General features: G+C 60.4%; 21 protein-coding genes and 1 pseudogene. 11 read left to right on the top strand and 11 right to left on the bottom strand.

The window, feature by feature from the left end:
- Positions 1–111 precede the first annotated feature (111 nt).
- Positions 112–1,134, top strand: a complete 1,023-nt coding sequence (locus PY650_RS06360; RefSeq protein WP_285878202.1) for a YeiH family protein — start codon at positions 112–114, stop codon at positions 1,132–1,134.
- Here the strand turns inward: PY650_RS06360 and PY650_RS06355 are convergent.
- The 7 genes from PY650_RS06355 to PY650_RS06325 form a co-directional block, all read right to left on the bottom strand.
- Complete coding sequence (locus PY650_RS06355) at positions 1,097–2,974, bottom strand: bifunctional diguanylate cyclase/phosphodiesterase (protein WP_285878201.1); 1,878 nt, start codon at positions 2,972–2,974, stop codon at positions 1,097–1,099. The genes PY650_RS06360 and PY650_RS06355 overlap by 38 nt on opposite strands.
- Positions 2,975–3,075: 101 nt before the next feature.
- Positions 3,076–4,860: an IlvD/Edd family dehydratase gene (locus PY650_RS06350; protein ID WP_285878310.1), complete on the bottom strand. Its 1,785-nt coding sequence runs from the start codon at positions 4,858–4,860 to the stop codon at positions 3,076–3,078.
- Positions 4,861–4,867: 7 nt separating this feature from the next.
- Entirely contained in the window at positions 4,868–5,752 is an 885-nt protein-coding gene (locus PY650_RS06345; protein ID WP_285878200.1) for an NAD(P)-dependent oxidoreductase, read from the bottom strand.
- Positions 5,749–6,735, bottom strand: a complete 987-nt coding sequence (denD, locus tag PY650_RS06340; RefSeq protein WP_285878199.1) for a D-erythronate dehydrogenase — start codon at positions 6,733–6,735, stop codon at positions 5,749–5,751. The genes PY650_RS06345 and denD overlap by 4 nt, the downstream gene beginning before the upstream one ends.
- 256 nt (positions 6,736–6,991) lie before the next feature.
- Positions 6,992–10,189 carry an efflux RND transporter permease subunit gene (locus PY650_RS06335; RefSeq protein WP_285878198.1) on the bottom strand — a complete coding sequence of 1,066 codons (3,198 nt, stop codon included), beginning with the start codon at positions 10,187–10,189 and terminating at the stop codon, positions 6,992–6,994.
- Between the two features lie 129 nt (positions 10,190–10,318).
- Positions 10,319–11,509 carry an efflux RND transporter periplasmic adaptor subunit gene (locus tag PY650_RS06330; RefSeq protein ID WP_285878197.1) on the bottom strand — a complete coding sequence of 397 codons (1,191 nt, stop codon included), beginning with the start codon at positions 11,507–11,509 and terminating at the stop codon, positions 10,319–10,321.
- Positions 11,510–11,587: 78 nt separating this feature from the next.
- Positions 11,588–12,400: an alpha/beta hydrolase fold domain-containing protein gene (locus tag PY650_RS06325; RefSeq protein ID WP_285878196.1), complete on the bottom strand. Its 813-nt coding sequence runs from the start codon at positions 12,398–12,400 to the stop codon at positions 11,588–11,590.
- Positions 12,401–12,631: 231 nt separating this feature from the next.
- Between PY650_RS06325 and PY650_RS06320 the strand changes: the two genes are divergently transcribed.
- Positions 12,632–13,543, top strand: coding sequence for a LysR family transcriptional regulator (locus tag PY650_RS06320; protein WP_285878195.1), 912 nt, complete (start codon positions 12,632–12,634; stop codon positions 13,541–13,543).
- A gap of 57 nt (positions 13,544–13,600) precedes the next feature.
- Here the strand turns inward: PY650_RS06320 and PY650_RS06315 are convergent, their stop codons facing one another.
- On the bottom strand, positions 13,601–14,059 hold the full coding sequence (locus PY650_RS06315; protein ID WP_285878309.1) for a carboxymuconolactone decarboxylase family protein: 459 nt from the start codon (positions 14,057–14,059) through the stop codon (positions 13,601–13,603).
- A 139-nt stretch (positions 14,060–14,198) separates the two neighbouring features.
- Here PY650_RS06315 and PY650_RS06310 point away from each other — a divergent pair.
- Positions 14,199–15,082 (top strand): annotated as a pseudogene (locus tag PY650_RS06310) (sigma-70 family RNA polymerase sigma factor).
- Between the two features lie 5 nt (positions 15,083–15,087).
- On the opposite strand, the gene PY650_RS06305 reads toward PY650_RS06310, so the two are convergent.
- Positions 15,088–15,849 carry an AraC family transcriptional regulator gene (locus PY650_RS06305; protein WP_285878194.1) on the bottom strand — a complete coding sequence of 254 codons (762 nt, stop codon included), beginning with the start codon at positions 15,847–15,849 and terminating at the stop codon, positions 15,088–15,090.
- 123 nt (positions 15,850–15,972) lie between these two features.
- On the opposite strand from PY650_RS06305, the gene PY650_RS06300 reads away from it, so the two are divergent.
- From PY650_RS06300 to PY650_RS06285, 4 genes are all read left to right on the top strand, one after another.
- A complete protein-coding gene (locus PY650_RS06300) occupies positions 15,973–16,935 on the top strand; it encodes a DMT family transporter (RefSeq protein WP_285878193.1) in 963 nt (320 codons plus the stop codon).
- Positions 16,936–17,032: 97 nt separating this feature from the next.
- Positions 17,033–17,761: a GntR family transcriptional regulator gene (locus tag PY650_RS06295; RefSeq protein WP_285878192.1), complete on the top strand. Its 729-nt coding sequence runs from the start codon at positions 17,033–17,035 to the stop codon at positions 17,759–17,761.
- Positions 17,762–17,863: 102 nt separating this feature from the next.
- The gene (locus tag PY650_RS06290) at positions 17,864–19,144 is read left to right on the top strand and encodes a cysteine desulfurase-like protein (protein WP_285878191.1); all 1,281 of its coding nucleotides are present in this window, start codon (positions 17,864–17,866) and stop codon (positions 19,142–19,144) included.
- Positions 19,145–19,322: 178 nt separating this feature from the next.
- Positions 19,323–20,093 (top strand): HpcH/HpaI aldolase family protein, encoded by a 771-nt coding sequence (locus PY650_RS06285; RefSeq protein WP_285878190.1) that lies wholly within the window; start codon positions 19,323–19,325, stop codon positions 20,091–20,093.
- A gap of 10 nt (positions 20,094–20,103) precedes the next feature.
- On the opposite strand, the gene PY650_RS06280 is transcribed toward PY650_RS06285, so the two are convergent.
- A complete protein-coding gene (locus tag PY650_RS06280) occupies positions 20,104–20,910 on the bottom strand; it encodes an anti-sigma factor family protein (protein WP_285878189.1) in 807 nt (268 codons plus the stop codon).
- On the bottom strand, positions 20,907–21,602 hold the full coding sequence (locus tag PY650_RS06275) for a sigma-70 family RNA polymerase sigma factor (RefSeq protein WP_432761499.1): 696 nt from the start codon (positions 21,600–21,602) through the stop codon (positions 20,907–20,909). Before PY650_RS06275 ends, PY650_RS06280 begins: the two co-directional genes overlap by 4 nt.
- Positions 21,603–22,050: 448 nt before the next feature.
- On the opposite strand from PY650_RS06275, the gene PY650_RS06270 reads away from it, so the two are divergent.
- The 4 genes from PY650_RS06270 to PY650_RS06255 all read left to right on the top strand — a co-directional run bounded on the left by PY650_RS06270 (position 22,051) and on the right by PY650_RS06255 (position 25,495).
- Complete coding sequence (locus tag PY650_RS06270) at positions 22,051–23,028, top strand: MBL fold metallo-hydrolase (protein ID WP_285878187.1); 978 nt, start codon at positions 22,051–22,053, stop codon at positions 23,026–23,028.
- A 19-nt stretch (positions 23,029–23,047) separates the two neighbouring features.
- On the top strand, positions 23,048–23,524 hold the full coding sequence (locus PY650_RS06265; RefSeq protein WP_285878186.1) for a tetratricopeptide repeat protein: 477 nt from the start codon (positions 23,048–23,050) through the stop codon (positions 23,522–23,524).
- 73 nt (positions 23,525–23,597) lie between these two features.
- Positions 23,598–24,077 carry a DoxX family protein gene (locus tag PY650_RS06260; protein ID WP_285878185.1) on the top strand — a complete coding sequence of 160 codons (480 nt, stop codon included), beginning with the start codon at positions 23,598–23,600 and terminating at the stop codon, positions 24,075–24,077.
- 209 nt (positions 24,078–24,286) lie between these two features.
- Entirely contained in the window at positions 24,287–25,495 is a 1,209-nt protein-coding gene (locus PY650_RS06255; protein WP_285878184.1) for a pyridoxal phosphate-dependent aminotransferase, read from the top strand.
- Positions 25,496–25,504 lie beyond the last annotated feature (9 nt).

The following is a 25,504-nucleotide window of genomic DNA, read 5'->3' as shown; positions in this document are numbered from 1 at the left end:
ATCATTCTAATTTATCGAATGAAACATAGGATAATATTCGATGGATGTCGACATCAGGAGGTGAGACTTTCCCGCCATATCAAATTCTCCATAGTCCAATGGCGGTTCCGCATGCCCCTATTTCACCGAGCCAATATTATCCTCCCAGGTCTTGCCCTGACGAGTGCTGTGGCCCTTCTCGCCTATGCCGGCGAGCGCATCGAGATCGGCATTCTCGGCGGCAGATGGATCGAGAGCCTGGTGCTCGCCATCGCCATCGGCATTGTCGTCTGCACCATAAAGCCGCTGAAACCGGCCTTGCGCCCCGGCATCGATTTCAGCGCCAAGATCCTGCTTGAAATCGCCATCGTCCTGCTCGGCGCCTCGATCAGCCTATCGGCCATCAGCGGCGCCGGTGTGTGGTTGATCGCCGGCATTGCAATTGTCGTCGTGCTGTCGATTGCAGCGACCTATGTCGTCGGGCGGCTGCTTGGCCTGCCGCCGAAGCTTGCCACGCTCATTGCTTGCGGCAATTCTATCTGCGGCAATTCGGCGATCGTCGCCGTTGCTCCGGTCATCGAGGCAGGTTCCGAGGAGATTGCCGCCGCCCTTGCCTTCACCGCCGTGCTCGGCATCGCCGCCGTCTTCCTGTTGCCGCTTCTCTATTTCCATGCCGGCATGAGCGTCCCGCAATATGGCGTGCTGGCCGGCCTGACCGTCTATGCCGTGCCGCAGGTACTTGCTGCAACCGCACCAGTTAGCGTCCTTGCCGTGCAAACCGGCACCCTGGTCAAGCTGGTCCGCGTGCTGATGCTCGGACCTGTCATTTTCCTGCTCGGCGTCATCACCAAGACCGAAACGGCGGAGATAGACAACCGCACGAACCGCCGTCGCTCGCTGGTTCCCTGGTTCATCTGCGGCTTTCTTGGGTTGATGGCGTTGCGTTCTTTCGGCCTGATCCCGGACACATTGGTCGCGCCGATGGCTCTGATCTCCAACATACTGACGGTGATTGCGATGGCGGCGCTTGGCCTGTCGGTGAACATTCGCTCCGTTGCCCATGCCGGCGGCCGGGTGATCACGGCAGCCACGCTGTCGCTGCTGACACTCGGTGTCATCAGCTATGGGCTGATTGCCGTCCTGCAAATTCGGTAGGTGTGGCATCGCCTTGGGAATTGCCGGAGGCATGGTGTATATCCGGCCTTCGGACCGATGCCAGAAGCGCAGCGATCTCGCCTGCGGACGAAGGATAACCGATCGCATAGCCCTGAAGTCCGTCGCAGCCGGCGCGCGCCAGGAGCCGCGCGTGGTCCTCGGTCTCCACGCCTTCGGCGATGACTTCAACGTTGAGGGCTCTTGCTATTTCCATAATCGAGACGATCAGGCGGCGTTGTTCGTCCGAGGCGGCAATCGCCGTCACCAACTGCCGGTCGATCTTCAGTCGCTTCGGCTTCAGCTTCACCAGGCCGATCAGCGAGGCATGGCCGGAACCGAAATCGTCGATCTCGATCTCGATGCCCATTTTTTTGATCGCGTCGATATTGGCGAGGACCTTGTCGTCGGGATCATCGAGGAAGATCGTTTCGATCAATTCAAAGGCGATGGCATGGCGCGGTAAGTTGAGAGCCTCCAGCCGTTCAATAAGGCGTGGATCGGCCAGACGGCTTGCCGAGATGTTGACGGCGACTCGCGGCGGCGTCAACCCCTGCAAGGCCCAGCTGGTGCGGTCGAACAAGACGCGATTGAGGATAGCCGCATCGATCTCTGCCGTCAGCCCATAGTCTTCAGCCACCTTCAGGAAGGCTCCCGGTGCGAGCAGTCCCTTCTCCGGATGCCACCATCGCGCCAAAGCCTCTAGCCCCACGATTCGTCGGCTGCGCGCATCCACCTGGATTTGGTAGAAAGGCACGATCTCATTCCGTATCAGCGCCAGTCGCAACTCCTCTGCCAGTTGGCGCTCGGCGAGCAAGTCGGATTGCAGCTTCGGTGTGAAGAATTCGACGCGGTTGCGGCCAAGTTTCTTGGCCTGATAGAGGGCGACATCGGAATCCGCCAACAGGTTGCCAGCCCCTTCGATAGCACTCCAGGCCGCGCCGATCGAGGCGCCTACCCGCAGCATGTCGTGGCCGTAGCGTATGTCGCGCCGCAGCCGCCATAAAATATCCTCGGCGATGCTTCTAAGCTCATCGGCGGTATCGATATCGACCAGCACCACGACAAACTCGTCCCCGCCGATGCGAGCAACCATATCATTTGCCGAGATCGCCCCGGAAATCCGCCCCGCCGCATTCTGCAGCGTCACGTCGCCAGCCGCATGCCCCCATTTGTCGTTGATCTGCTTGAAACAATCGAGATCGATATGGAGGACCGCCAGCGTTTTAACTGCTGGATCGGCGCGTAGCTCCGCCAGCCGACGATCGAAATAGCGGCGATTGGGAAGGCCCGTGAGATAGTCATGGTCGGCTGCGTGTTCGATGCGTGAGCGGCTCTGCTCGAGCGCAATTGCGCGCGCTTCCGCGACCGCCTTCTGGTCGGTCAGCTCGCGATTGAGCAGGACATCGGCCGTGACATCCCATTCAGCGCCGATGAAGGAGGGCTGGCCATTGGGGCCCTCGTAGAAATGGGCACGCGAGCGCAGATAGCGCACCTCTCCGCTAGGCAGGATGATGCGAAATTGTGAATTATAAAAACCTTTTCTTGCAACTGCCCCATCGAACTCGGCAATCGCCCGCTCGACATCGCCGGGATGAAGGGCGTTCATCCAGATCGACGACGGCACCTTGCGATCGGTGCGACCGGTCTGGTAGAGCTCGTGCATCTGCAGATCCCAAAGCACTTCCTCTTCGCTGAGATCATGCTCCCATACTCCGATACGCGACGCCTCCAGTGCCAATTCCAACCTCCTCAAGAGGTCTTGGAATTCTTGCTCGGATCGCCCTGACACCGCCTCTTCCACCGAGTTCGAACCCCCTCCGGACACATGGAAACTTTGCATGATTGCGGCGATATCTTTGCACCACTCCCTTTAGCGATATTTAATAACCCCTCAAGAGTTGCAGGCTTTAGCTTGCAACTCTTGCTGCATTCGTTTTTTGGTTAATGATTATGACGCGGCGGATTGGCCGCGATGTCGCGGAAATCGGCGGCACCGTCGAGCACCGCGCCATCGGAAAGTTGCGTGACCGAACGCCGGTAGATTCGCTGCCAGGGCGTCGCGTCCGGCGGAACCGCCGGAATGCCGTCGCCCTTGCGCCGCTCGATTTCCGCCTCCTCCACCAGCATGTCGCAACGGCCATGATTGAAATCGATGCGGATGATATCGCCGGTCCTGAGCCAGGCAAGGCCGCCGCCCGCCGCACTTTCGGGCGAGGCATTGAGGATCGACGGACTGTCGGCCGTACCCGACTGGCGGCCGTCACCGATCGTCGGCAGGCTGCGGATGCCGCGCTTCAGCAGCGCATCCGGCGGCTGCATGTTGACGACTTCTGCAGACCCCGGCCAACCGATCGGCCCAGCCCCTCGAATGACAAGGATGGTGTTCTCATCGATACCGAGGGTCTCGTCGTTGATGCGCTTGTGATAGTCCTCCGAGCCGTCGAAAACCACCGCCCTGCCTTCGAATACGCCCTCGTGGCCCGGCTCCTGCAGATAGCGGCGGCGAAAATCTTCCGAAACGACACTCATTTTCATGATGGCGAAATCGAAGAGATTGCCCTTTAGCACCAGGAAACCCGCACGTTCCTTCAACGGCTCGCCAAAGGGGCGGATGACCTCACGGTCGGTCGATTCCTTGCATTTCAGGTTCTCTGCCATCGTCTTGCCCGTGACCGTCGGACAGTCGCCATCAAGCTTGCCGGACTGCAGTAGCTCCCACATGACGGCGGGCACGCCGCCGGCGCGATGGAAGCGCTCGCCCAGATAGGCACCCGCCGGCTGCACATTGGCAAGCAGCGGAATGTCGAACCCATAAACCTGCCAGTCATCGGGATAGAGATCGATGCCGGCATGCTTCGCCATGGCCGCCAGATGCGGTTGCGCATTGGTGGAGCCGCCGATCGCCGAATTGACCCTGATGGCATTCAGGAAAGCCTGACGAGTGAGCACGTCGGAAGGCTTAATACCTTCGATCACCAGTTCGACGGCGCGGCGACCAGTGCGATAGGCCATCTGCCCACGCTCGCGATAAGCACCCGGAATGGCGGCGCAGCCCGTCAGCGACATGCCGAGCGCTTCGGCCATGGCGTTCATCGTCGATGCGGTGCCCATTGTGTTGCAGTGACCGACCGAGGGTGCCGAGGAAAGCGCCGTTTCCAGAAACTCCTCTTCATCGATCTCACCGGCAGCGAGCCTGCGGCGCGAGCGCCAGATCGCCATGCCGGAACCAGCCAACTCGCCATCATGCCAGCCATCGAGCATGGGGCCGCCAGAAAACACGATCGCGGGTATATTGACGGTGGAGGCCGCCATCAGCGCCGACGGCGTGGTCTTGTCGCACCCGGTCGTCAGCACGACACCGTCGAGTGGATAGCCGTAAAGCACCTCAACAAGGCCGAGATAGGCAAGATTGCGGTCGAGTGCTGCGGTCGGGCGCTTGCAATTCTCGAAAATCGGATGGGTCGGGAATTCGATCGGAATGCCTCCCGCATCACGAATGCCGTCGCGGATGCGCTTGGCGAGATCGAGGTGATGGCGGTTGCAGGGCGTCAGGTCGCTGCCGCTCTGGGCGATACCGATGATCGGCTTACCCGAACGCAGCTCTTCCGGCGTGATGCCATAATTCATGAAGCGCTCGAGGTAGAGTGCGGTCATGTCGATATGATTGGGATTGTCGAACCAATCCTGCGAACGCAGACGACGTTTGGATATGCCATTGTCGGTCATGTCTTCCTCAAGCCTTTCCTCGAGCATTCTTGTCTTCCAGATGCACCAGCAAGCCGCTGTGATCGCTTTCGCCGCCGCCCTTCTCTACGAATTCGGCGAACTCCGCCCTGACGGCTTCGGTCAACGGCAAATGAAGCGACAAGCTTCGAGCAGCGTCAAGAACGGCGTCGAGATCTTTCAGTTGATTGCGCGCCGTGCCGCCGGGTTCGAAATTGCGCTCGATCATGCGCTGGCCGTGCAACTCCAGAATCCGGCTTTCGGCGAAGCCGCCGCGAATAGCGGCGCGGAATGCCTCGCGCGAACCGCCGCCTGCTTCGACCAGAAGCATGGCTTCGGCGATCGCGCCGATGGTCACCGCGACGATTTGCTGGTTGCCGAGCTTGGCAAGCTGGCCTGCGCCGCTCGGTCCCACGTGAGTGACGCGGCCGAGCGGAGCCAGCACATCGCGGACGCTATCGATGACTTCGGCATCGCCGCCCGCCATGATCGCCAGGGTCCCGGCGGCGGCGCCGACCACGCCGCCAGAGACCGGCGCGTCGATGTGCCGGATGCCACGCTCCGCCAGCTTCGCCGCGTGCTCACGGGCGATTGGCGGCGGGATGGAGCTGTTGTCGACCACGACGGCACCGGGCTTCAATGCATCGGCGACACCACTTCCGAACAGGATTTCGCTCACCGCGCCGGCATTGGTCAGCATCGTGAACAATATGGAGGCACCGTTGGCCGCCTCCACCGCCGTCGCGGCGACGGTCGCTCCGTCGGCCGCCAATGCGTCGGCTTTGCTCCGATCGCGGTTCCAAACGGTGACGGCGAAGCCGGCCCCAAGCAACCGCCGCGCCATCGGAGCGCCCATCAGCCCGGTTCCGAGAAAAGCAATTTTCCGATCGGTCATGGAAGGCGTCCCTCCAATTCGTCATCGATATGAACTCGAATGATCTCGTCGAAGGAACTCTCAGCCACAAAACCGAGTTCCCTCGCCCGCGTCGCCGTAAAGCTTTGAGCCCAGCCGGAAACAATGCGCATCACCACCTCATCCGGTTCGCGGCGGATCAATTTTACCGCCTTGTCGCCGGCGATCCGGCGCAACGCCTCGATCTGCTCGCCGACCGTGGCGCTGACACCCGGCATGGAAAGATTGCGTTCGGCACCAAGCGGGGCAAGATCGATCGTCGCACCGTGAATGAGAAACCCGACGGCCGAACGCGGCGAGGCATGCCAATGCCGCACGTCCTCCGGCACCGGCAGCACGGCTTCCATGCCAATCAACGGTTCCCGCAATATGCCAGAGAAGAAACCCGAGGCGGCGCGATTCGGCTTGCCCGGACGAATGCAGATGGTCGGCAGGCGAATGCCGATGCCATCGAAAATGCCGCGGCGCGTATAGTCGGCCAGCAGTAGCTCGCTAATCGCCTTCTGCGTCCCGTAACTGGTGAGAGGCGTTAGATGGAAATCGTCGGGGATAGGCGTCGGAAAGGGTGAGCCGAAAACAGCGCATGAAGAAGTAAACACGACGCGCGGCTTGTAGCCGTCCTCGGCATGTGCGGCACGGATCGCCTCGAACAGTTGCCGGGTGCCATCGAGATTGATGCGATACCCCTTATCGAAATCGAGCTCCGCCTCGCCCGAGACGATCGCCGCGAGATGAAAGATCACATCCGCCCGGCGGGCCACGATCTTCTCCGCGGTCTCTGGTGCGGACAGATCATGGGCGCGCGCTTTCACCTTGCCGCTGAAACCTTCGGGCCGAGGCGGCTCGATGACGTCGATCAACGACAGCCGCGCAATCTCTGGGCCTCCGAGACCGCCGTCGGCCACCAGCCTTGCCGTCAATTTTCGGCCGATCATACCGGCTGCTCCGATGATGGCTACGTGCATGGAATCCTCCCTCGCAAATGACCATCAGCGGGCGGCTCCTCCGGCCCGATGTACGTCAATCATTTCGCCTGGGTTTTTGATAAACCCATGGCGTCAGCATGCAAACGAAATTGGCGGGGGAGAGGCAAAATCTTCGAAAAACAGATTGGCCAAAATGGAAAATATCAAAAGCGACAGGAGACCAAAAAGAAGGGCGAGACCTTGCGGTCCCGCCCCTAAAGTATCGGGCACGGGGGTAACACCCGACACGGCGTTCCTATTCGGCGGCGATAGGGAGAATTTCCGCCGAATGGTTGTTGTCGTTATGGTGATGCTGTTTCAGCGGACGGTTGCCTGTCAGCCTGCGGATCAGCACGTAGAACACCGGCGTCATGAAGATGCCGAAGAAGGTCACGCCGATCATGCCCGAGAACACCGCGACACCCATGGCGGCCCGCATTTCCGCGCCGGCACCCGTCGAGGTAACCAGTGGCACGACGCCCATGATGAAGGCCATGGACGTCATCAGGATCGGGCGCAGACGCAGGCGACTGGCCTCGATGGCGGCTTGCACCGGGGTTCGGCCCTCGAATTCCAGCTCGCGGGCGAATTCCACGATCAGGATCGCGTTCTTCGCCGACAGGCCCACCAACACCATCAAACCGATCTGAGTGAAGATGTTGTTGTCACCCCCAATCAGCCAGACACCCGTCAAGGCGGCAAGCACACCCATCGGCACGATCATGACGATCGCAAGCGGCAAGCTGACGCTTTCGTACTGGGCTGCCAGCACGAGATAGACGAGCAACAGGGCCAGCGGGAAGATGACGACGCCCGAGCTGCCGGCCAGGATCTGCTGATAGGTCAGATCGGTCCATTCGAAGCCGATACCCTTGGGCAGGGTTTCGTTGGCGATGCGCTCTACTGCAGCCTGCGCCTGGCCGGACGAAAAGCCCGGTGCCGGTCCGCCGTTGATATCGGCGGCAAGGAAGCCGTTGTAGCGCGTCGTACGTTCCGGACCTGTGCTGGCCTCGACCTTCAAGAGCGCCGATAGCGGGATCATCTGGCCCGATGCCGAACGGACTTTCAACTGGCCGATGTCGCTTGCATGGGCGCGGAACTTGGCGTCCGCCTGGACACGCACGCTGTAGGTTCGCCCGAAGGCGTTAAAGTCGTTGACATAGAGCGAACCCAGATAGATCTGCAGCGTATCGAAGACATCGGTCACCGAGACACCCAATTGCTCAGCCTTGGCGCGATCGAGATCGGCGAAAAGCTGCGGCACGTTGATCTGGTAGCTCGAGAACAGACCGGCGAGCTCCGGCGTCTGATAGGCCTTGGCGAGGAACGCCTTGTTGGCCTCGTCGAGTGCCTGGTAGCCAAGCCCTGCACGATCTTCGATCTGCATCTTGAAGCCGCCTGTCGTGCCGAGGCCCTGGACGGGCGGCGGCGGGAACATCGCGATGAAGGCATCCTGGATCGCGCCGAACTTCTGGTTCAGCTGCATGGCGATGGCGCCGCCCGACAGGTTCGGCGTCGTGCGTTCTTCGAACGCCTTCAAGGTCACGAAGACGATGCCGGCGTTGGACGAGTTGGTGAAGCCGTTGATCGACAAGCCCGGGAAGGCGATCGCATGTTCGACGCCCGGCTGCTGCATGGCGATGTCGCTCATCCGGTGAATGACGTCATCCGTGCGGTCCAGGGTCGCACCGTCAGGCAATTGCGCAAAGCCGATCAGGTACTGCTTGTCCTGCTGCGGCACGAAACCGCCGGGAACGGCCTGGAAGAGATAGTAGGTCGCGCCAATTAGCGCGATATAGACCACCATCACCAGGCTCTTCAGCGACAGGATCCCGCCGACGCCCTTGCCGTACGCGTTCGATCCGCGGTGGAACACCTTGTTGAAGCCGCGGAAGAACCAACCGAACACCCCATCCATTACGCGCGTCAACAAATCCTTCGGCGCGTGGTGGTCCTTCAAAAGAAGGGCGGCCAGAGCCGGAGACAGCGTCAGCGAGTTGAAGGCGGAAATCACGGTCGAGATGGCGATCGTCAGCGCGAACTGGCGATAGAATTGACCCGACAGGCCGGAGATGAAGGCGAGCGGCACGAAGACGGCAACAAGCACCAGCGCAATGGCGATGATCGGACCCGACACTTCCTTCATGGCGCGATAGGTGGCATCGCGCGGACTGAGGCCGTTTTCGATATTTCGTTCGACGTTTTCGACAACCACGATCGCATCGTCCACGACGATACCGATCGCCAGCACCAGGCCGAAGAGGCTGAGCGCGTTGACCGAGAAGCCGAAGACATACATCACCGCGAAGGTGCCGATGATCGAAACGGGAACGGCGATCAGCGGAATAATCGAGGCGCGCCAGGTCTGCAGGAACAGGATGACGACGACAACGACGAGCGCGATGGCTTCGAGCAGCGTGTGAACGACCTTGTCGATCGAAGCGCGTACGAACTGCGTGGTATCGTAGACGATCTCATACTTGACGCCATCAGGCATCGCCGTCTGCAGCTCGTTCATGGTCTTGACGACCTCGTCGGAGATGGTGATGGCGTTCGAACCGGGAGCCTGGAAGACCGGAACGGCAACCGCAGGCTTACCGTCGAGCAGCGAGCGCAGCGAATAGTCAGATGCACCGAGCTCGACGCGGGCGACGTCGCGCAAACGCGTGATTTCGCCGTTGGTACCGCTCTTGACGATGATGTTACCGAACTCTTCCGGCGTCGTCAGGCGGCCCTGGGCATTAACGGAAAGCTGGACATCGAGACCCGGAACGCTCGGAGATGCGCCGATGATGCCGGCAGCGGCCTGGACGTTTTGCTGACGGATTGCGTTGGCGATGTCGCTCGCAGCGAGACCACGTTCTGCAGCTTTCTGCGGATCGACCCAGACGCGCATCGAATAATCGCCCGAACCGAATACCTGAACCTGACCGACGCCTTCGATACGGGCGAGCCTGTCCTTGATGTTCAGCGTGGCGTAATTGCGCAGATAGGTGATGTCATAGCGATTGTCCGGCGAGATGAGGTTGACCACCATCATCAGGTCGGGCGAGCTCTTGACCGTGGTGATGCCGAGGTCGCGGACGTTCTGCGGCAATCGCGGCTCCGCCTGCGAGACGCGGTTTTGCACCAGTTGCTGCGCCTTGTCGGGATCGGTGCCGAGCTTGAAGGTGACGGTCAGCGTCAGCAAACCATCCGATGTCGCCTGGCTGTTCATATAGAGCATGCCGTCGACGCCGTTGATCTGCTCTTCCAGCGGCGTTGCCACCGTTTCGGCGATGACCTTCGGGTTGGCGCCCGGATATTGCGCGGTGACGACGATCGAGGGCGGCACAACTTCGGGATATTCCGAAATCGGCAGCAGCTTCATGCCGATCAGGCCGGCGACCACGATGAGCACCGATAGCACTCCGGCAAACACCGGACGGTCGACAAAGAATCTTGAGATGTTCATGGCAGAACCCTCTCCAGGGGTAAACATGAGGACACGAGGTCTGGGCCCGTCGGCGACCAGCACCACGAGCATTTCAAAAACAGGGCATCGCAGGGGTCGCCGGGAGACCGTGCCTCCCGGCGACATCAATTACTGTGCGGTGGCAACTTTTTCTTCCGGCTTCGGATCGACCACGGCGCCCGGGCGAACCCGTTGTAGGCCGTTGACGATGACCCGGTCACCGGCGTTCAGGCCGGTTTCGACGATGCGCTGGCCGTCCGCGGTGTCGCCGAGACCGATCTGGCGATAGACCACTTTGTTGTCGCCATCGACCACGAAGACGAACTTCTTGTCCTGATCGGTGCCGATTGCCCGCTCGCTGATAACCAGCTTGCTCTCGGCTTTCGGCTGGCCCATGCGTACACGCACGAACTGACCGGGGATCAGGCGTCTGCCCGGATTATCGAAGACGGCGCGCACCGCAACAGTGCCACTTGCTGCATCGACTTCATTGTCGATCAGTTGCAGCTTGCCCTTGATCGGGGTGCCATCGTCGTTGGTTGTACCAATCTGAACGGGAATCTGTTCGACCGGCGGAACCGCGCCGTCAGTGACCGGGAGCTGTGCAAGCGCCTGGGTGACCGTCTGTTCGCTTGCATTGAAGCTGGCATAGATCGGATCGACCGAGACCAGCGTCGTCAACGCGGGAGAAGCAGAGCCTGCGGCAACGAGGTTGCCGACCGTGACTTCGATCTTGCCCACCCGGCCAGCGATCGGAGCGCGAACCTGCGTGTAGTCGAGGTTCAATTGCGCCGTCTGCAGAGCGGCTTGCGCTGCCTTCAGATTGGCGGCGGCCCCGGCATAGTTGCTGGCGCGCGTATCCATGTCGCTCTGCGAAATCGTCTTGTTATCGGAGAGCTTCTGACCGCGGTCGACTTCGACCTTGGCGAGATCCAGCTTGGCCTTGGCCGCGCCAACTTCCGCCTGCGCCTGGGCGACGGCCGCCTCATAGGGTGCCGGGTCGATCGTCACCAGCAGGTCGCCCTGCTTGACCAACGCGCCTTCGCGGAAATGCACCGACTGGATGGCGCCGGCCACACGCGGGCGCACCTCCACACGATCGATGGCTTCGAGCCGGCCGGAAAACTCTTGCCAGGTCGTGATATCGCGCGCCTCAACGGCGGCGACCGTAACGGGAATGGCCGGCTTGGCAGCCGGGGCGGCGGCCTCGGTCGCCTGAGCGCCGCGCGGCAAATCCAAATAGAAGGCTGTGCCTATAATGGCCACAGCAACACCCATGCCAGCGCCCCACAGGGCCCAGCGCTTACCGTTGGACTTCATGTTAGTCTCTCCTTTGGTCCCGGCTTGGGGCACGGGACCGAAAATTCCTATCGTCTCGACATCATCAGACTTGGTCGATCAAGCCTGCACATCTTCGACAAAGCTCTTGAAACAACAGCAAACATCCTGTTGCCATGACGGCTTGTCTTTCGACTGTCCGCCGTAGATGGTGGGCCAGCCCGTCCCGGCGGGAAGGACTTGCTGGCGAACACGGACGCCGGCCGCTTTCAGGCGGCTGCCGTATTCCATGCCCTCGTCGCGGAGCGGGTCGTCCTCGGCCGTGAGCACCAATGCCGGCGCAAGGCCCGAAAGCCGCGAACAGTATCGAGGCGCCGCGTAGGGGTGACAAACACCGCCCAGAAAACCCAGGTACCGGTTCCATCCCTCTGTCCAGCGCTCGCGCATGCCGCTTTCCTCCGCCTGGAGGAAAGATTTCGACCCCATGAAGGGATCAAGCAGCGGCGATATCAGCACCTGTCCGTCGAGCGAACCCGGCATCTGATCGCGCGCCTTCAAAGCCACGCCAGCTGCAACATTGCCACCCGATTCCTCACCGGCGACAAAGAGCAGCGATTTTTTCGCCCCGCCCAGCGCAAGCATGTTCCGCTTGTTGCCGAGATAGGCGAGAATCCCGTAGGCACATTCCAGCACCTGCGGAAAGGCATTATGGTTGCCACTGCTATAATCGGCAGCAACCACGATCGCACCAGCCTCCGCAAGACTTGCGGCCACCGGTCGGTCAATGGCATGCTCGGTATCGAGAAAGGCGCCACCATGCAGATAAAGCACAATGGGTGCAGCCTTCTTCATACCTTCGCCGTTGTAGATCCGAGCTGCGACCGGCCCCGTGGGCACGTTTTCCAGCATCACATCTTTCCACGGCGCACTCATGAACCCACATCCTTGTCTATTCGATCGAACATGATCTCTTCCGAAAGCGGCTTCTACACATTTCGGACCATGTTCCAAATCCGCGGATCCAAGCGCCCCATGCCGCGTTGCAACATTCACATTTACAACATATTGTTATTCCGTTCTGAGAATAAGTAGCCTATATTCGATCAGACTATTCATCAGAGCAAACAATCGACCTTTTTCGCTGCGGTCGAAGGGTACCTTGGAATGGACCAGCTATCAGCAATGCGGGCATTCGCACGTGTGGTGGAGACGGGCAATTTTACCCGCGCAGCCACAACTCTCTCCATGCCGAAGGCGACGGTGACGACGCTCATCCAGTCGCTCGAGGCGCATCTACACACCAAGCTCCTGAACCGCACGACGCGGCGCGTCATGGTAACAACTGACGGAGCGCTCTATTACGAACGTGCCATTCAGATTCTCTCCGAAATCGAGGAACTGGACGGCAGCATCAGCAATTCGCAGAGCCTGCCGAGCGGCCGTCTGCGTGTCGAAATGGCAGGCGCCTTCGCAGACAAAATCGTCATGCCGGCGCTTTGCGATTTTCACAAGCGCTATCCGGACATCCATATCGACCTCGGCGTCGGCGACCGGTTGGTGGATTACCTGGCGGAGAATGTCGACTGCGCCCTGCGTGCGGGCACGCCGAGCGATCAGTCGCTGATTGCCCGACGCGTCGGAGAAGTGCATCTCGTCACCTGTGCCGCGCCGATCTATGTCGAAAATTACGGCATTCCCGAACGGCCGGAAGAGCTGGAGAGCAGCCACCGCGCAGTCAGCTATTTTCGCGCACAGACCGGGCGGACGATTCCGTTCGAATTCAATCGCGGCAACGAGTCGCTGGAGATCAGTCCGCGCTACATCCTCTCGGTCAATGACAGCCGTAGCTATGTCAACGCCGCATTGATGGGCCTCGGCATTGCCCAGGCTCCGAATTTCATGGTTCGCGACGCGCTTGCAAAGGGCGATCTCATCCCCATCCTTCCCGGCTGGACCCGCAGCCCTCTGCCGCTGCATATCGTCTATCCCCCGAACCGGCACCTGAGTAACAAGGTGCGCGTGTTCGTCGACTGGCTGGCCAAATTGCTGGCGACGTCGCGGCTTGGAGCGGTTTAATGACCTTCTCCCCAGGGCGGGGAGAAGGTTATGTCATGTCGCCATGATCCGACACAATCAGTTCCAGGAGCCTCCTGCCGGCTGCCGGACGGTCGCGTTTAGCCGATTCCACACATTGTCGACGGCAATTGAGACGATCAAAGCCGACAATGCTTTTTCGTCATAATATTTGGCCGCCTCGTTCCAGACTTCATCGCTGACCGCATCCGGCCGATCGGCAAGTCGGGTCATTGCTTCGCCGAGCGCAAGGGCTGCGCGTTCAGCCTCCGTGAAGTAGGGCATTTCGCGCCAGGCGGAGACGCCGACGATCCGCTCGATCGTTTCTCCTGCCTTCTGCAGCTTGCGCAAGCCCATATCGGTGCAGACGCTGCAGCCATTGATCTGGCTGACGCGCATATGCACGAGATCCATGGTGTTCTCGCAGACGCCGCGATCCTTGATCGAGGCGCTGACTGCCAAGAGCGCTTGCAGGGTTTCCGGCAGGTTGACGGCGGGGTTCTTCATGCGGGCTTGCATCATCTTCTCCATGAGATGTTTTCAGGTGAGCCCAATTCGGGTTCGATCTTGACGACCTGACCCCATGCCGATCCATTGTCACACCGGCTTGGTTTCGTTCGTCATAGGCATGACGCAGCGCACGCAAGGAATCTGACCGATGGACGAAAAAAAGTGGCAGGCAGAAAAATTCGAGGCGAACCGACCGCACCTGCGCGCGGTCGCCTACCGCATGCTCGGCTCGCGCGCAGAGGCCGAGGACGCGGTACAGGAGGCTTTTCTGCGGCTCAGCCGCGCCGATATCTCCGACGTCGATAATCTCAGCGGCTGGCTGACGACAGTGACCGCCCGCATTTGTCTCGATTGGCTGCGCTCTCGCAAATCCCGCCGCGAAGAGCCGCTGACCATTCACGTCCCTGAACCAGTCGTCAGCCATGAAGCTGGCACCGGGACCGACCCGGAACACGACGCGCTACTCGCCGATTCGGTCGGCCTGGCGCTGTTGGTCGTGTTGGAAAAGCTCACTCCGGCCGAACGCCTGGCCTTTGTGCTGCACGATATGTTCGACATAGCCTTCGACGACATCGCCAAGATCGTCGAACGCACGTCGGTCGCCACCGCCAGCTCGCCAGCCGCGCCCGGCGCCGGGTGCAGGGAGCGCCGGTTGTCGCGGAAGCCGATCTCAGGCGCCAACGCCATGTAGTCGACGCCTTCCTGACCGCCTCGCGCGAAGGTGACATGCACGCTCTTCTTGCCGTTCTCGATCCCGACGTCCTCTTCCGCGCCGATGCGGTGGCCGCACAAATGGGGTCGCTTTCGGAAATCCGCGGCCGGACCGCGGTGGCCGAAACCTTCCGTGGCCGTGCCCAAGGAGCCCGGTCGGCCGTCATCAATGGCGCCGTCGGCGCTATCGTCGTCCTCGGCGGACAATTGCGCATCGCGCTCCGTCTCACCGTCGGCAATGACGGTCACATTATCGGCATCGACGCGATGGCTGATCCCGAGCAACTGCGCAAACTCGACGTGCTGCTGATCGATCGGTGAAGGTGTCAGCGCATCCGCGTCGGGCTCGTCCCTGTCAGCCGGCGGAACATGGCGATGAAAGCGGAAGCGTTACTGTAGCCCAGTTGCGCCGCGATCCGTTGCACCGGCAGACCGGCCTCGATCATTGCCAGCGCCGCGACCAGTTTCAGACGCTGACGCCACTCGTTAAAGGAGATGCCGAGGTCATCGTGGCAGCGGCGCGAAAGCGTCCGTTCGGTCGTTTTCATACGGTGCGCCCATTCAGCCAGGGAAAGGCGGTCGCCAGGATCAGCTTGCAGCGCCCTCAGAACCGGCCCGAGCAGCGCATCGTCCGATAGCGGCAAATAGCTCTCGCTGCGCGGCGCCAAGCGTATCTGATCGACTAGCACATGCGAAAGCCGCAAGTCCTCCTCGCTCTTCGGGAGCGTGATGTCGCGGGCGGCAAAATCCGCAAGGATCGCCTTCAGAAGCGGGCTGAGGCCAAGTGTTGCCGGTGCCGGCGGAAGGTCGGCGCAGACAGAGCGCTCAACATAGACGGTGACATAGCGGACATCGTGCTGGTTCCATGCCTCGTGCAGCACATCAGGCGGAATCCAGATCGCATAGTGCGGGGGCGACAGATAACGCACACCTTGAATATCGAAGTCGACGACACCGGCGAGCGCATAGTTCAGTTCGCCCCAGGTTTGGCGCTTGGCGGGAAAGACCGTGCCGCCCTTATAATTCTCCGTCCGGAAGGAAACCGGCTGCGGCGGATCTCCTTCTATGCGTGGTTCGCGCGCACTCATGTCTGTAATCCGCTACTGATGTCCGAAACTCGCTATATACCAGTAATCAGACAGCCAGTAAAAGCGGTATCAACGCAATCCCGACCGATCCGATCAGGCCGACCATCCGACAGGAGGACTGCCATGAGCAGCAACCCGCCCTCTCCCGCCACCTCCATCATGACGAGCGCAGCACTTGCACCGCTCGGCACCGTCCTCATCTGGTCCGGCAACACCATAGTCACGAAAGCTGCGTCCGGCGTGATCACGCCCGGCTCGATTTCGTTTTATCGCTGGCTGCTGGCATTCGTCGTCCTGCTGCCCTTCATCGGCCGGGCCGCATGGCGCAGCCGTGCTTTCGTCAAGCAATATTGGCTGAAACTCGCCACTCTCGGCGCGCTCGGCATGGTCATCTATCAAAGCCTCGCCTATGAGGCCGCCAAGACAACCTCGGCTGTCAACATGGGTGTGATGCTTTCGCTGATGCCGCTGCTGTCGACGTTGCTCGCAGGCGCATTGGCCGGCGAAAGGCTGACGGCGACCAGCCTCGCGGGCGGGGTCATCTCGCTGATCGGCTTGATTTATTTGACATCCCAAGGCCACCCCGCGAGCCTGGCGGATGGTGGCTTCCATATCGGCGACGGACTGATGATCATTGCCGTGCTCTCCAACTCGCTCTACGGCGTAATGTTGAAGCGCTGGGCGATGCCCCTTTCCATGTGGCAGCAATTGTTCTGGCAGATCGGTTTTTCGACCATCCTGTTGATCCCGGTTTTCCTGATGGGCGACATTTCGCCGATCACCTCGGCCAACCTGCCGTTGATCCTCTACGCGGCCATTCCGACATCACTGGTCGCGCCTCTCTGCTGGATGATCGGCATCCAGAAACTTGGTGCCGCGCGCACCTCGCTCCTCATCAATTTGCTGCCGGTCATCGTCGCCATCCTTGCCTGGGCAATCCTGCGCGAGGAACTGCACGCCTATCACGCCATTGGCGGCGCGCTTGCCCTCCTCGGTGTCGGCCTCGGTCTGCGGCAGGGGAAAATCGCCAAGGGCGAAACGGAACCGGGCGCCGATCAAGCAGCTTGGGAGAGCGAAGAAGTTTGACGTTCCGGTCTTAACGTCGAAACACTTCCCATCCGGCCGCCCTTCGTTCTACCATGACCGTTATGTCTGGAGTCGCCCGAGCAAGAAGGAAACGAGCGTGCGCATAGCCCTGGAACCGGTGTCTTCGAGAACGACCATCCAAGAGGGCGTGTACCAGCAATTGCGCAATGCGCTTATGGCCGGCAACTTCGACCCTGGCCAGACGCTAACCATCGCGTCGCTCGCCGAAACATTCGGCACCAGCAACATGCCGGTGCGCGAAGCCTTGCGGAGGCTGGCTGCGGAAAATGCGCTGGAGGTCGCACCGAACGGTTCGGCCCGCGTCCCGATCGTAACACTTGCCCGCCTCGACGATCTCTGCCGCGCCCGCATCGCCGTGGAAGGCCTGGCGGCCGAACTCGGCATTCCGAGGCTGACCGCCACCGACATCGAGACACTGCAGCGCATCGCGACCGAACAGCACGCGATCGGCCGCAGCAGCAATGTCTATGAACTCATGGAGAGGAATCAGCAGTTCCATTTCACCATCTACCGCGCCTCGGGCTCGGATGTGCTGCTGCAACTGATCGAAACCCTATGGCTACGTTTCGGGCCCTATATGCGCATGCTCTCAGCCTCCGTCGAACCGCTGATGCGCAGCGGCGAAATCGATCCCGCCGGTCCACATGTCCCGATCATCGAAGCGCTGAAGGCCGGCGATTTCGCCCGCGCCCGCGATGGCGTCGTCGCCGATATCCGTCGCACCCACGAGATCCTGCGCGACTATTGCCCGGCAACGGAAGACGAACCACGCGCCAAGGGACCAGCCTCCATCCAGCGAAGGTAAGACATTCGGGCGGGAGCGATGAATTTAGTTGAAACCTCAAATATTTTGTGATCAAATGATCATGACAAAAGTTCTGAACCACAAATTTGCAGCGAGATCATCATGAGCGCCTCCCCTTCCCCGTCGACATTTGCCGGCCAGAACAGCTTCCCGGTCGATGAAATCCGCGCCATGTTTCCGGCAATTCGGAAGGCTGGCGATTTCGTATTTCTCGACAACGCCGGCGGTGCGCAGGTGCCGCAAACGGTTGTCGATGCCGTTGCCAACCATCTTATCGATTACAACGTCCAGCGTATGGCGAAATATGAGCACAGCCAGGGCGTCGACCGCAATCTGGACGAAGCGCGCGAGAGCGTCGCGATGCTGGTCAACGCTTACCGTCCCGAAGAAATCTCCTTCGGGCAGAACGCAACGTCCTTCATCCGCCTGGTAAGCCTCGGCATCGCCAAACTGCTCGGCGAGCGCAACGAGATCGTCATCACCGATATGGACCACGACGCCAATATCGCCACCTGGCTGGCGCTGGAGGCCGATGGCGCAAAGATCGTCTGGTGGCGCATGCGCGAAGACGGCACGCTGCACACCGAAGACCTGAAGCCGCTGCTGAACGACAACACCCGCCTCGTCGCCTGCACCGTAACCGCCCACTCCATCGGCACGATCGTCGACGTCGCGACAGTGGGCAAACTGGCACATGCGGCCGGCGCCGAGGTCTTCCTCGATTGCGTTCACTATGGCCCGCACGGCCTGATAGACGTTCAAGCCTGGAATTGCGACTATCTCGTCTGCTCGGGCTACAAGAATTTCTCGCCGCATATGGGCTTCCTCTGGGGCCGCTTCGACGCACTGGTCAAGCTGCCGACCTTCAAGGAAGACTTTATTCCGGACGTGCCGCCCTACAAGATCGAGGTTGGCACCTTCACCTATGAGAACGTCGCCGGCATGAATGCCGCCGTCAAATATCTCGAAGCCCTCGGCCTTCGCTTCCTGCCGGCCGGCACGCATTCTCGCCGCGAAGCGCTTGCCGCTGCCATGAGTGCAATCCGCGAATACGAACTGATGCTGTCCCGCAAGATGATCGCGGTTCTGAAGCGCCACGGCGCTGTCATCTACGGCATTTCAGACGAAGCCCGCCTCGAACAGCGCGTGCCGACCATCTGCTTCAACATGCCGGGTATTACGCCGCAGCAATTCGCTGCCGAAATGGGCGAAGCCCGGATCGGGCTGCGCGACGGTCACATGTTCGCCCCGCGCTTGATGAAGCGCCTCGGCCTCTCGATGGAAACCGGCGCGATCCGTGTATCCCTGGTGCACTACAACAAGGTCGAAGAAATCGCGCGCTTCGAAAAAGTGCTCACTGAAGTCATGGCGCGGCATAAGTAGGCCGCGTATGAGCAGTGGCGGGCGCCCGAACAACTCCGCCACCGCAACGCTCCCTGTCGGCCTCAGCTGACAGGGAGGTCTGCAAAAATACTTCAAGCCTAAAGTGGAATGCTGCTTCGCAGCTTTGTATTTTCAGTCTATCCGTCTTCGCAGAGATCGTTGGAGAGCGAAGAAACCCATGGGCAATTTCCGCAAAAATTGCATCGAGAAAAACCTGCTCATCGGCACCTTCGCCGCCATCCCGCATCCCGTTGCCATCGAGGTCACTGCTGCATCCGGCGTCGATTTCCTTTGCATCGATTGGGAACATTCGCAGATCAGCCGCGAGCGTATCGAGGACCTGATCCGCGCCGCCGATGTCCATGGTGTTCCAGCAATGGTCCGTGTGCCAGGCCATACGCCGGAGGCCATCGCATCGGTGCTGGATGCCGGCGCTGCGGGCGTTCTGGTGCCGCGCGTGTCCACGGCGGCGCAGGCGAAGGCCGCAGTCCTTGCGACGCGATATCCGCCAATGGGCGAACGCGGTGTCGGCCCCGGCCGGGCAGCGGCCTACGGCTATCGCATACCGGATTATCTCGCCAAGGCCAATGCTGAACTCGTCCTCGCAGTCCAGGTCGAGACCGCGGAGGGGCTCGCCAATATTGCTGATATCGCAGCGGTCGATGGCGTCGATGTCATCTTCATCGGCCCCGGCGACCTCTCCGTCTCGATCAACGCGATAGGCCCGGCCGGCACGGAAAAGCTCAATGCCGCCATCGAAACCATCGTGAAAACTGCGCTTGCCACGGGGCGCACGGTCGGCATTTTCCGACCGTCGCCAAACGACATCGGAACGTGGTCAGCAGCCGGTATCAGCTTCTTTCTCTTGGCAAGCGACACCATGTTTCTCGGCGCCAGCCTTGCTGGCGGGGTTGCCCAAGCACGACAGCAAGGCGCAACGAAGCCATAGAACCGCCGGGTTAAAGACCCGCCGCTTTCGAAAAATCATCGCGAAATGCGGCAAGATCGGGCGAGGCGACATCAGAAACCGCCGAGAAGACCAGCCCGCCGCCGGACCATTCGAATATATTATAGCCGTCATGCATCGTTTCGCTCTGCGCGACCTTCTCACCCGGCCAGACAAAGAGATTGATGACGTGACCGTGGCGGCGATAGACGAGCGCTGCCACGACCCGGCCGTTGATATAATCCACCCGCCCACCGATCAGCGGAAAACCGGCCGCCGCAAGATCGACCACGGGCGGCGAGAAATCGATCTTGCCATTGAACCAGGGTTTGACCGTGTGCTGATCGGATGTCTCCACATCGACCAGATGGTTGGCGAGCATGGAGCGCACATGGCTGGCGAGTAATTCGTTTTGGATGGGTACGCTTGTCTGCGGATTGCCAAGGATCAGCATCAGGCTTGCGGCCAGGGCTGCCAGTGATGGTATGAAGCTCCATTGCCCGAACAATTGCAGGCCACGCCACCACACGCTTTCGCGGCGCCTCCGCTGCGGTACCCGCGTCTGTCGCCGGGCCTCTTCGAGAGATAGAGCGGTCATAATGTGCGCCCGAACCTCATCGGGAGCCTTCCACTTCACATCATCGCGGCCGAGGACCCGCTTCATGTCTTTGAGCCCCTCCAGGGCGGCGGTGCAATCCTGGCATGTCGCAAGATGCTGTTCGAATTGTATCGTGTGGACCGCATCGAGTTCGTCATCCACATAGCTATGCAGGATCGTTTCCCATTCCGGGCAGCCTTCCAGGGTTTTCCCGCTGATCATGCGACCCCGCCTTTCTCGCCTAGCTGCCATGCCTCGCCGAATTCTCGTCTCGCTCTTGCGAGCCGCGACATGACGGTTCCGATCGGCACGTCGGTTATCTCTGCGATCTGGCGATAAGACAGATTTTCCAGCTCCCGCAGCACAAGAACCTCCCGTGACAGGTCCGGAAGAGAGCTGATGACTTGCCGGACCCGCAGCGACTCCGTCTTGCGGATCAACGCCGCCTCTGGTGAATCCTCTTCAGAAGCAACGTCGTGAGCGTCCGCATATGGCTGATCGCCGTCCTTCGCGTCGCTCGCCACCATCGCCGTCTCGAAGCGCGCCTTGCGCCGGCCCTCGCTCAGCCAGACGTAGTAACAGTTTCGCACAATGGCAAACATCCAAGCGCGGGGCTCGCCGCCACGATAGCCATCGAAATTGCGGTAGGCCCGCAGGAAGGCTTCCTGCACGATATCCTGCGCCGCATCAGCATCCCGGCTCAAAAACCGTGCAAAGTTATAGGCGGCATCCAGATGCGGAACGACGGTATTTTGGAACCGCAGCATCAAGTCAGGTGACGCCGGTGATACGCTTCCGAAACTTTCGTGATGCAGCGATTGCAGCATCGGACCGACCGCATCTATGGCGACGGCAAAGCAGATCTTTGTAAATAGCGCGACGGATTGCCGGACAAGGGCGAGAACAGATCGCATCCCGATCATCGGCCGACTGAACGCTGAAACGAGACCCGGCGGCCGACCGTCAAATGTAGAGAAGGCGAAATGGATATCCGTCGTCATGATCCCTGCATTGCTCCAGCGTCGGTTCCGGTCGGGTGAGATCCTGACCGCGGATGTTGCTCTTCACTCTCCAGATCGATTGAAACGACGTTTTATTCTCGCGGTTTGCAAATATTTTTCGTCAGCGACGCACCGAGCTGCAATGTTCCCTCGATTGCTGTTTACCCAATCACTCCACTGTGCACCTCTCACAGTAGCCGCGCCAGTAGAATTAGCTCAAGTATATCAAAATCTTATCAGAAAGATGCCTTGAACAGGGAATAATCCCCCAACGCCGACGATCTCCTTCGACAGCGGAGGCATTGATCGACCCCTGTCCTCCGCTTCGCGTGGCGATGCCACTCAAAGAGGAGACAAGACGATGTTGAACATGACGCGCCGCACCGTACTCAGCTCGGCCGCCGCCGCTGCCGCTTTCGGCCTGTCGGCGAAACTAGAATTCATCCCGTCACTTGCCATGGCCGAGACCCCGCTGGAGCCGACCGTCGGCTTCTATCGCTACAAGGTCGGGGATGTCGAAGTCACCGCCATCTATGACGGCATATGGCGCAAGCCGCATGATCCTGCCTTCATCAAGAACGCTTCCATCGAGGATACCAAGCAAGCCTTGGCCGCGGCAGGTCAAACCACCGATTTCATGCCGATCCCCCTCACCGTCGTCGTCCTGAAGATCGGCGACCGGCTGATCATGATGGACGCAGGCTCCGGCGTCGGCCAATGGCAGGCCAATGCCACCCATCTGCCGGCCAACATGGCCGCCGCCGGCATCGACTACAAAAATATCGACACGGTGATCATCTCGCATTTCCATCCCGACCATGTTTGGGGCCTGATGGAAAAAGGCACGAATGCGCCGGTTTTTGCCCATGCCGAACTCATCACCAATGCCGACGAATATAATTGGTGGACGGCACCCGGCCGCATCGACACGCTTGCGGCAGGCCGCAAGGATGCCGGACGCCGTATCGCCGACGTCTTCCCGAAATGGCAAAACTGGAAGCTGGTCGGCGACGGCGCGGAAGTCGCCCCCGGCGTTCACCTCGTCTCCGCACCCGGTCATACGCCCGGCCATTCCACCTTCCTCGTCACCTCGGGCAAGGAGCAACTTCTGGTCTCGGCCGACATCATGTACGTGCCGGCATTGCTCGCTCCCCATCCCGATTGGCAGGGCAGCTACGACCAAGACGGGCCGGCAGCCATCGTCACACGGCGCAGGCTCATCGACCGCATCATCGCCGACAATATCAAGATTTGTGGCTCGCATTTCCCCTTCCCGGGCTCCGGCACCTTCGTGAAGGACGGCAATGCCTATGGTTTTACCCCAACAACACAAGCCTAAAAGCTCAAGGAGACATGTCATGATCAAATACGCAATCTTCGGCGCCGCCAGCCTTTGCGCGGTTGTTATCATTCCCGCAGCCGCGGCTCTACCGGCCTTTGCCGTCGACAACATGGAAAGCACTGATGCGCCGGACTTGACCTCCGTTCGCGCCAAGATCGACGCAAAGGATTACCAGGGAGCATTGGCCGAACTTCGCGATCTGGCTGAGGATCACCAGCAGGCTGACGTCTACAATCTGTTGGGCTTCACCCTCAGAAAGACCGGCGATTTCAAGACCTCGCTGACCTACTATACCAAAGCGCTGGAGCTCCAGCCCGATCACAAGGGCGCCCGCGAATATCTCGGTGAGCTCTATGTCGAGACCGGCAATATGGACAAGGCCAACGAACAACTGGCGACGCTGAAGCAACTTTGCCCAAGCGGCTGTGAGGAGCTCGAAGACCTGCAAAAGGCAATCGATGCCAAGGCTGCCACGACCAAGGCTGCCAATTAACCTCAAACCCACGCGCGCGCCTGTGACGCCAAACGACCCCTCGCAGGCGCACCGCCCAAATGGGAGGTGACACATGGACTATTCGGAAAATTCAAATGTCATGCATCCGATGGACTTGACGCTTCTGGCTGGCCGGCTGCTGATGGCCTGGATATTCCTGCATGAGAGCATGGCGCTGGCGTTCAATTTCGATGCCGCGGTCACCGCCATGGCGAAGCTCGGCGTTCCCGAACCGCTTGTCGTGGCAGTGATCGCGTTGCAGCTTGGCGCGGGCCTTTCCATAGCTCTCGGTTTGCTGACCCGTCTCGGCGCCCTATCGCTCGGACTGTTCTGTCTATCTACGGCGTTGATATTCCACACGGATTTCGCCAATCACAACGAAATGCTGCATTTCGAAAAGGACCTGGCGATCGCCGGCGGCATGTTCGTACTGGTGACGGCGGGCGCCGGCGCATTGTCGGTGGATCGTTTTCTTGAGCGCCGCATTTTGGCCTGGGACGACGACAAGTCCGCACGGCCGCTGCGCCGCGCGATCGAAAAAGGGAACCTCTGAATGCCCGGCAAGGATCCATCCGCGTGAAATCCCTGTCGAAAACAGCCTCAACCGGGGTTGTTTTCGGCATTTCCACCGATTTTTTAAGCTTAAAACTTTTTCCTTGAAATGCGTCTCGTTTTGGATAACCATCCAAAATGAAGGGCGACTTGAACGCCGTCATTCGCGACGGAACGCCCCTTTGACATCAGGCTTCCAGGGAAAATTCTTTGTCTCTTTTGCCACCGCACAGCTTGTCCGAGAAGACACATAGCCGCAACGCCTTCGAGGGCATCCGCGCCCAGATCCGTGACCTGCGCACCGATAATATCGCCGTACTTGCCAAGAAAGCCCGTGAGCTCGGCGGCGTCATCCCGCTATGGTTCGGCGAGGGCGATATGGTGACGCCTGCCTTCATCCGCGACGCCGCCAAAAAGGCGCTCGACGACGGTCAGACCTTCTATGTTCCGAACATGCGTGGCCTGCCGGCGCTCAACGAGGCCCTGTCCGACTACCAGACCCAATGGCACGGCCGCCCAATCCCGGTCGAGCGCACCACGGTCGCGCCCGGTGGCATGCAAGCCCTCTATATGGCGTTGGAGCTGCTGGTCGATGTCGGCACCAATGTCGTCTACGTCGCGCCGCAATGGCCGAACATTCACAATGCCATCCATCTGATCGGCGGTGAGCCGCGCGCCGTCTCGCTGGATTTCGACACGGATTGGCGGCTCGACCTCGACAAGCTCTTTGCTCGTTGCGATGCGCGCACCCGCGCCATTTTCCTGTCGACGCCGGCCAACCCGACCGGGTGGACCGCGACGCGCGAGGAATTACAGGCGTTGCTCGATTTCAGCCGGCGCACTGGCATCTGGGTCATTTCCGACGAGGTCTATGCCCGTCTCTATTTCGACGGCGAGATCGCACCGTCGATCCTCCAGGTGGCCGAAGATGGCGACCGGGTGATCGCCGTCAACAGCTTCTCCAAGGCCTGGGCAATGACCGGTTGGCGCATCGGCTGGCTCACGCACCCATCTGAAATTGCCGATCAGCTCGGCGCGATGACGCAATATGTCAACAGCGGCACGTCCGCGATGATTCAGGCGGGTGCCGCCGCCGCCATGCGCGATGGCGAACCGCTGATTGCCGAAATCCGTGCTAGAATCAAGGCCGGCCTTGATCTCGCTTACGAAAAACTGCCGCAGATACCTGGTATCATCCTTCCGGAAAAACCGCGCGGCGGCATGTATGCTTTTTTCACGCTTAAGGGCGAAGCCGATGCTACCGCCGTTTGCGAGCGCATTCTGGAAACAGCGCGCGTTGGCCTGGCGCCCGGCTATCATTTCGGGGAATCATCGCGCGCATTCCTGCGCATGTGCACATTCCGCGATACAGAAGAAATGCGCATCGCGCTCGACCGCATGGTCGACGCCATGAGATGACGGCCCGCG

Origin of the sequence: Martinezella calliandrae (genome assembly GCF_030272695.1) — a bacterium.
Taxonomy (GTDB): Bacteria; Pseudomonadota; Alphaproteobacteria; order Rhizobiales; family Rhizobiaceae; genus Rhizobium; species Rhizobium calliandrae.
This window is presented reverse-complemented; position numbering and strand designations above follow the sequence as displayed.

Bases quoted from the DNA above. Each gene is read 5' to 3' on its own strand.
- PY650_RS06305 (WP_285878194.1), bottom strand. From the start codon at position 15,849: ATGAGTGCGCGCGAACCACGCATAGAAGGAGATCCGCCGCAGCCGGTT.
- PY650_RS06270 (WP_285878187.1), top strand. From the start codon at position 22,051: ATGTTGAACATGACGCGCCGCACCGTACTCAGCTCGGCCGCCGCCGCT.
- PY650_RS06355 (WP_285878201.1), bottom strand. From the start codon at position 2,974: ATGCAAAGTTTCCATGTGTCCGGAGGGGGTTCGAACTCGGTGGAAGAG.
- PY650_RS06335 (WP_285878198.1), bottom strand. From the start codon at position 10,189: ATGAACATCTCAAGATTCTTTGTCGACCGTCCGGTGTTTGCCGGAGTG.
- PY650_RS06260 (WP_285878185.1), top strand. From the start codon at position 23,598: ATGGACTATTCGGAAAATTCAAATGTCATGCATCCGATGGACTTGACG.
- denD (WP_285878199.1), bottom strand. From the start codon at position 6,735: ATGCACGTAGCCATCATCGGAGCAGCCGGTATGATCGGCCGAAAATTG.
- PY650_RS06280 (WP_285878189.1), bottom strand. From the start codon at position 20,910: ATGATCAGCGGGAAAACCCTGGAAGGCTGCCCGGAATGGGAAACGATC.
- PY650_RS06285 (WP_285878190.1), top strand. From the start codon at position 19,323: ATGGGCAATTTCCGCAAAAATTGCATCGAGAAAAACCTGCTCATCGGC.
- PY650_RS06330 (WP_285878197.1), bottom strand. From the start codon at position 11,509: ATGAAGTCCAACGGTAAGCGCTGGGCCCTGTGGGGCGCTGGCATGGGT.
- PY650_RS06320 (WP_285878195.1), top strand. From the start codon at position 12,632: ATGGACCAGCTATCAGCAATGCGGGCATTCGCACGTGTGGTGGAGACG.
- PY650_RS06315 (WP_285878309.1), bottom strand. From the start codon at position 14,059: ATGCAAGCCCGCATGAAGAACCCCGCCGTCAACCTGCCGGAAACCCTG.
- PY650_RS06275 (WP_432761499.1), bottom strand. From the start codon at position 21,602: ATGCGATCTGTTCTCGCCCTTGTCCGGCAATCCGTCGCGCTATTTACA.
- PY650_RS06300 (WP_285878193.1), top strand. From the start codon at position 15,973: ATGAGCAGCAACCCGCCCTCTCCCGCCACCTCCATCATGACGAGCGCA.
- PY650_RS06350 (WP_285878310.1), bottom strand. From the start codon at position 4,860: ATGACCGACAATGGCATATCCAAACGTCGTCTGCGTTCGCAGGATTGG.
- PY650_RS06265 (WP_285878186.1), top strand. From the start codon at position 23,048: ATGATCAAATACGCAATCTTCGGCGCCGCCAGCCTTTGCGCGGTTGTT.
- PY650_RS06345 (WP_285878200.1), bottom strand. From the start codon at position 5,752: ATGACCGATCGGAAAATTGCTTTTCTCGGAACCGGGCTGATGGGCGCT.
- PY650_RS06360 (WP_285878202.1), top strand. From the start codon at position 112: ATGCCCCTATTTCACCGAGCCAATATTATCCTCCCAGGTCTTGCCCTG.
- PY650_RS06325 (WP_285878196.1), bottom strand. From the start codon at position 12,400: ATGAGTGCGCCGTGGAAAGATGTGATGCTGGAAAACGTGCCCACGGGG.
- PY650_RS06290 (WP_285878191.1), top strand. From the start codon at position 17,864: ATGAGCGCCTCCCCTTCCCCGTCGACATTTGCCGGCCAGAACAGCTTC.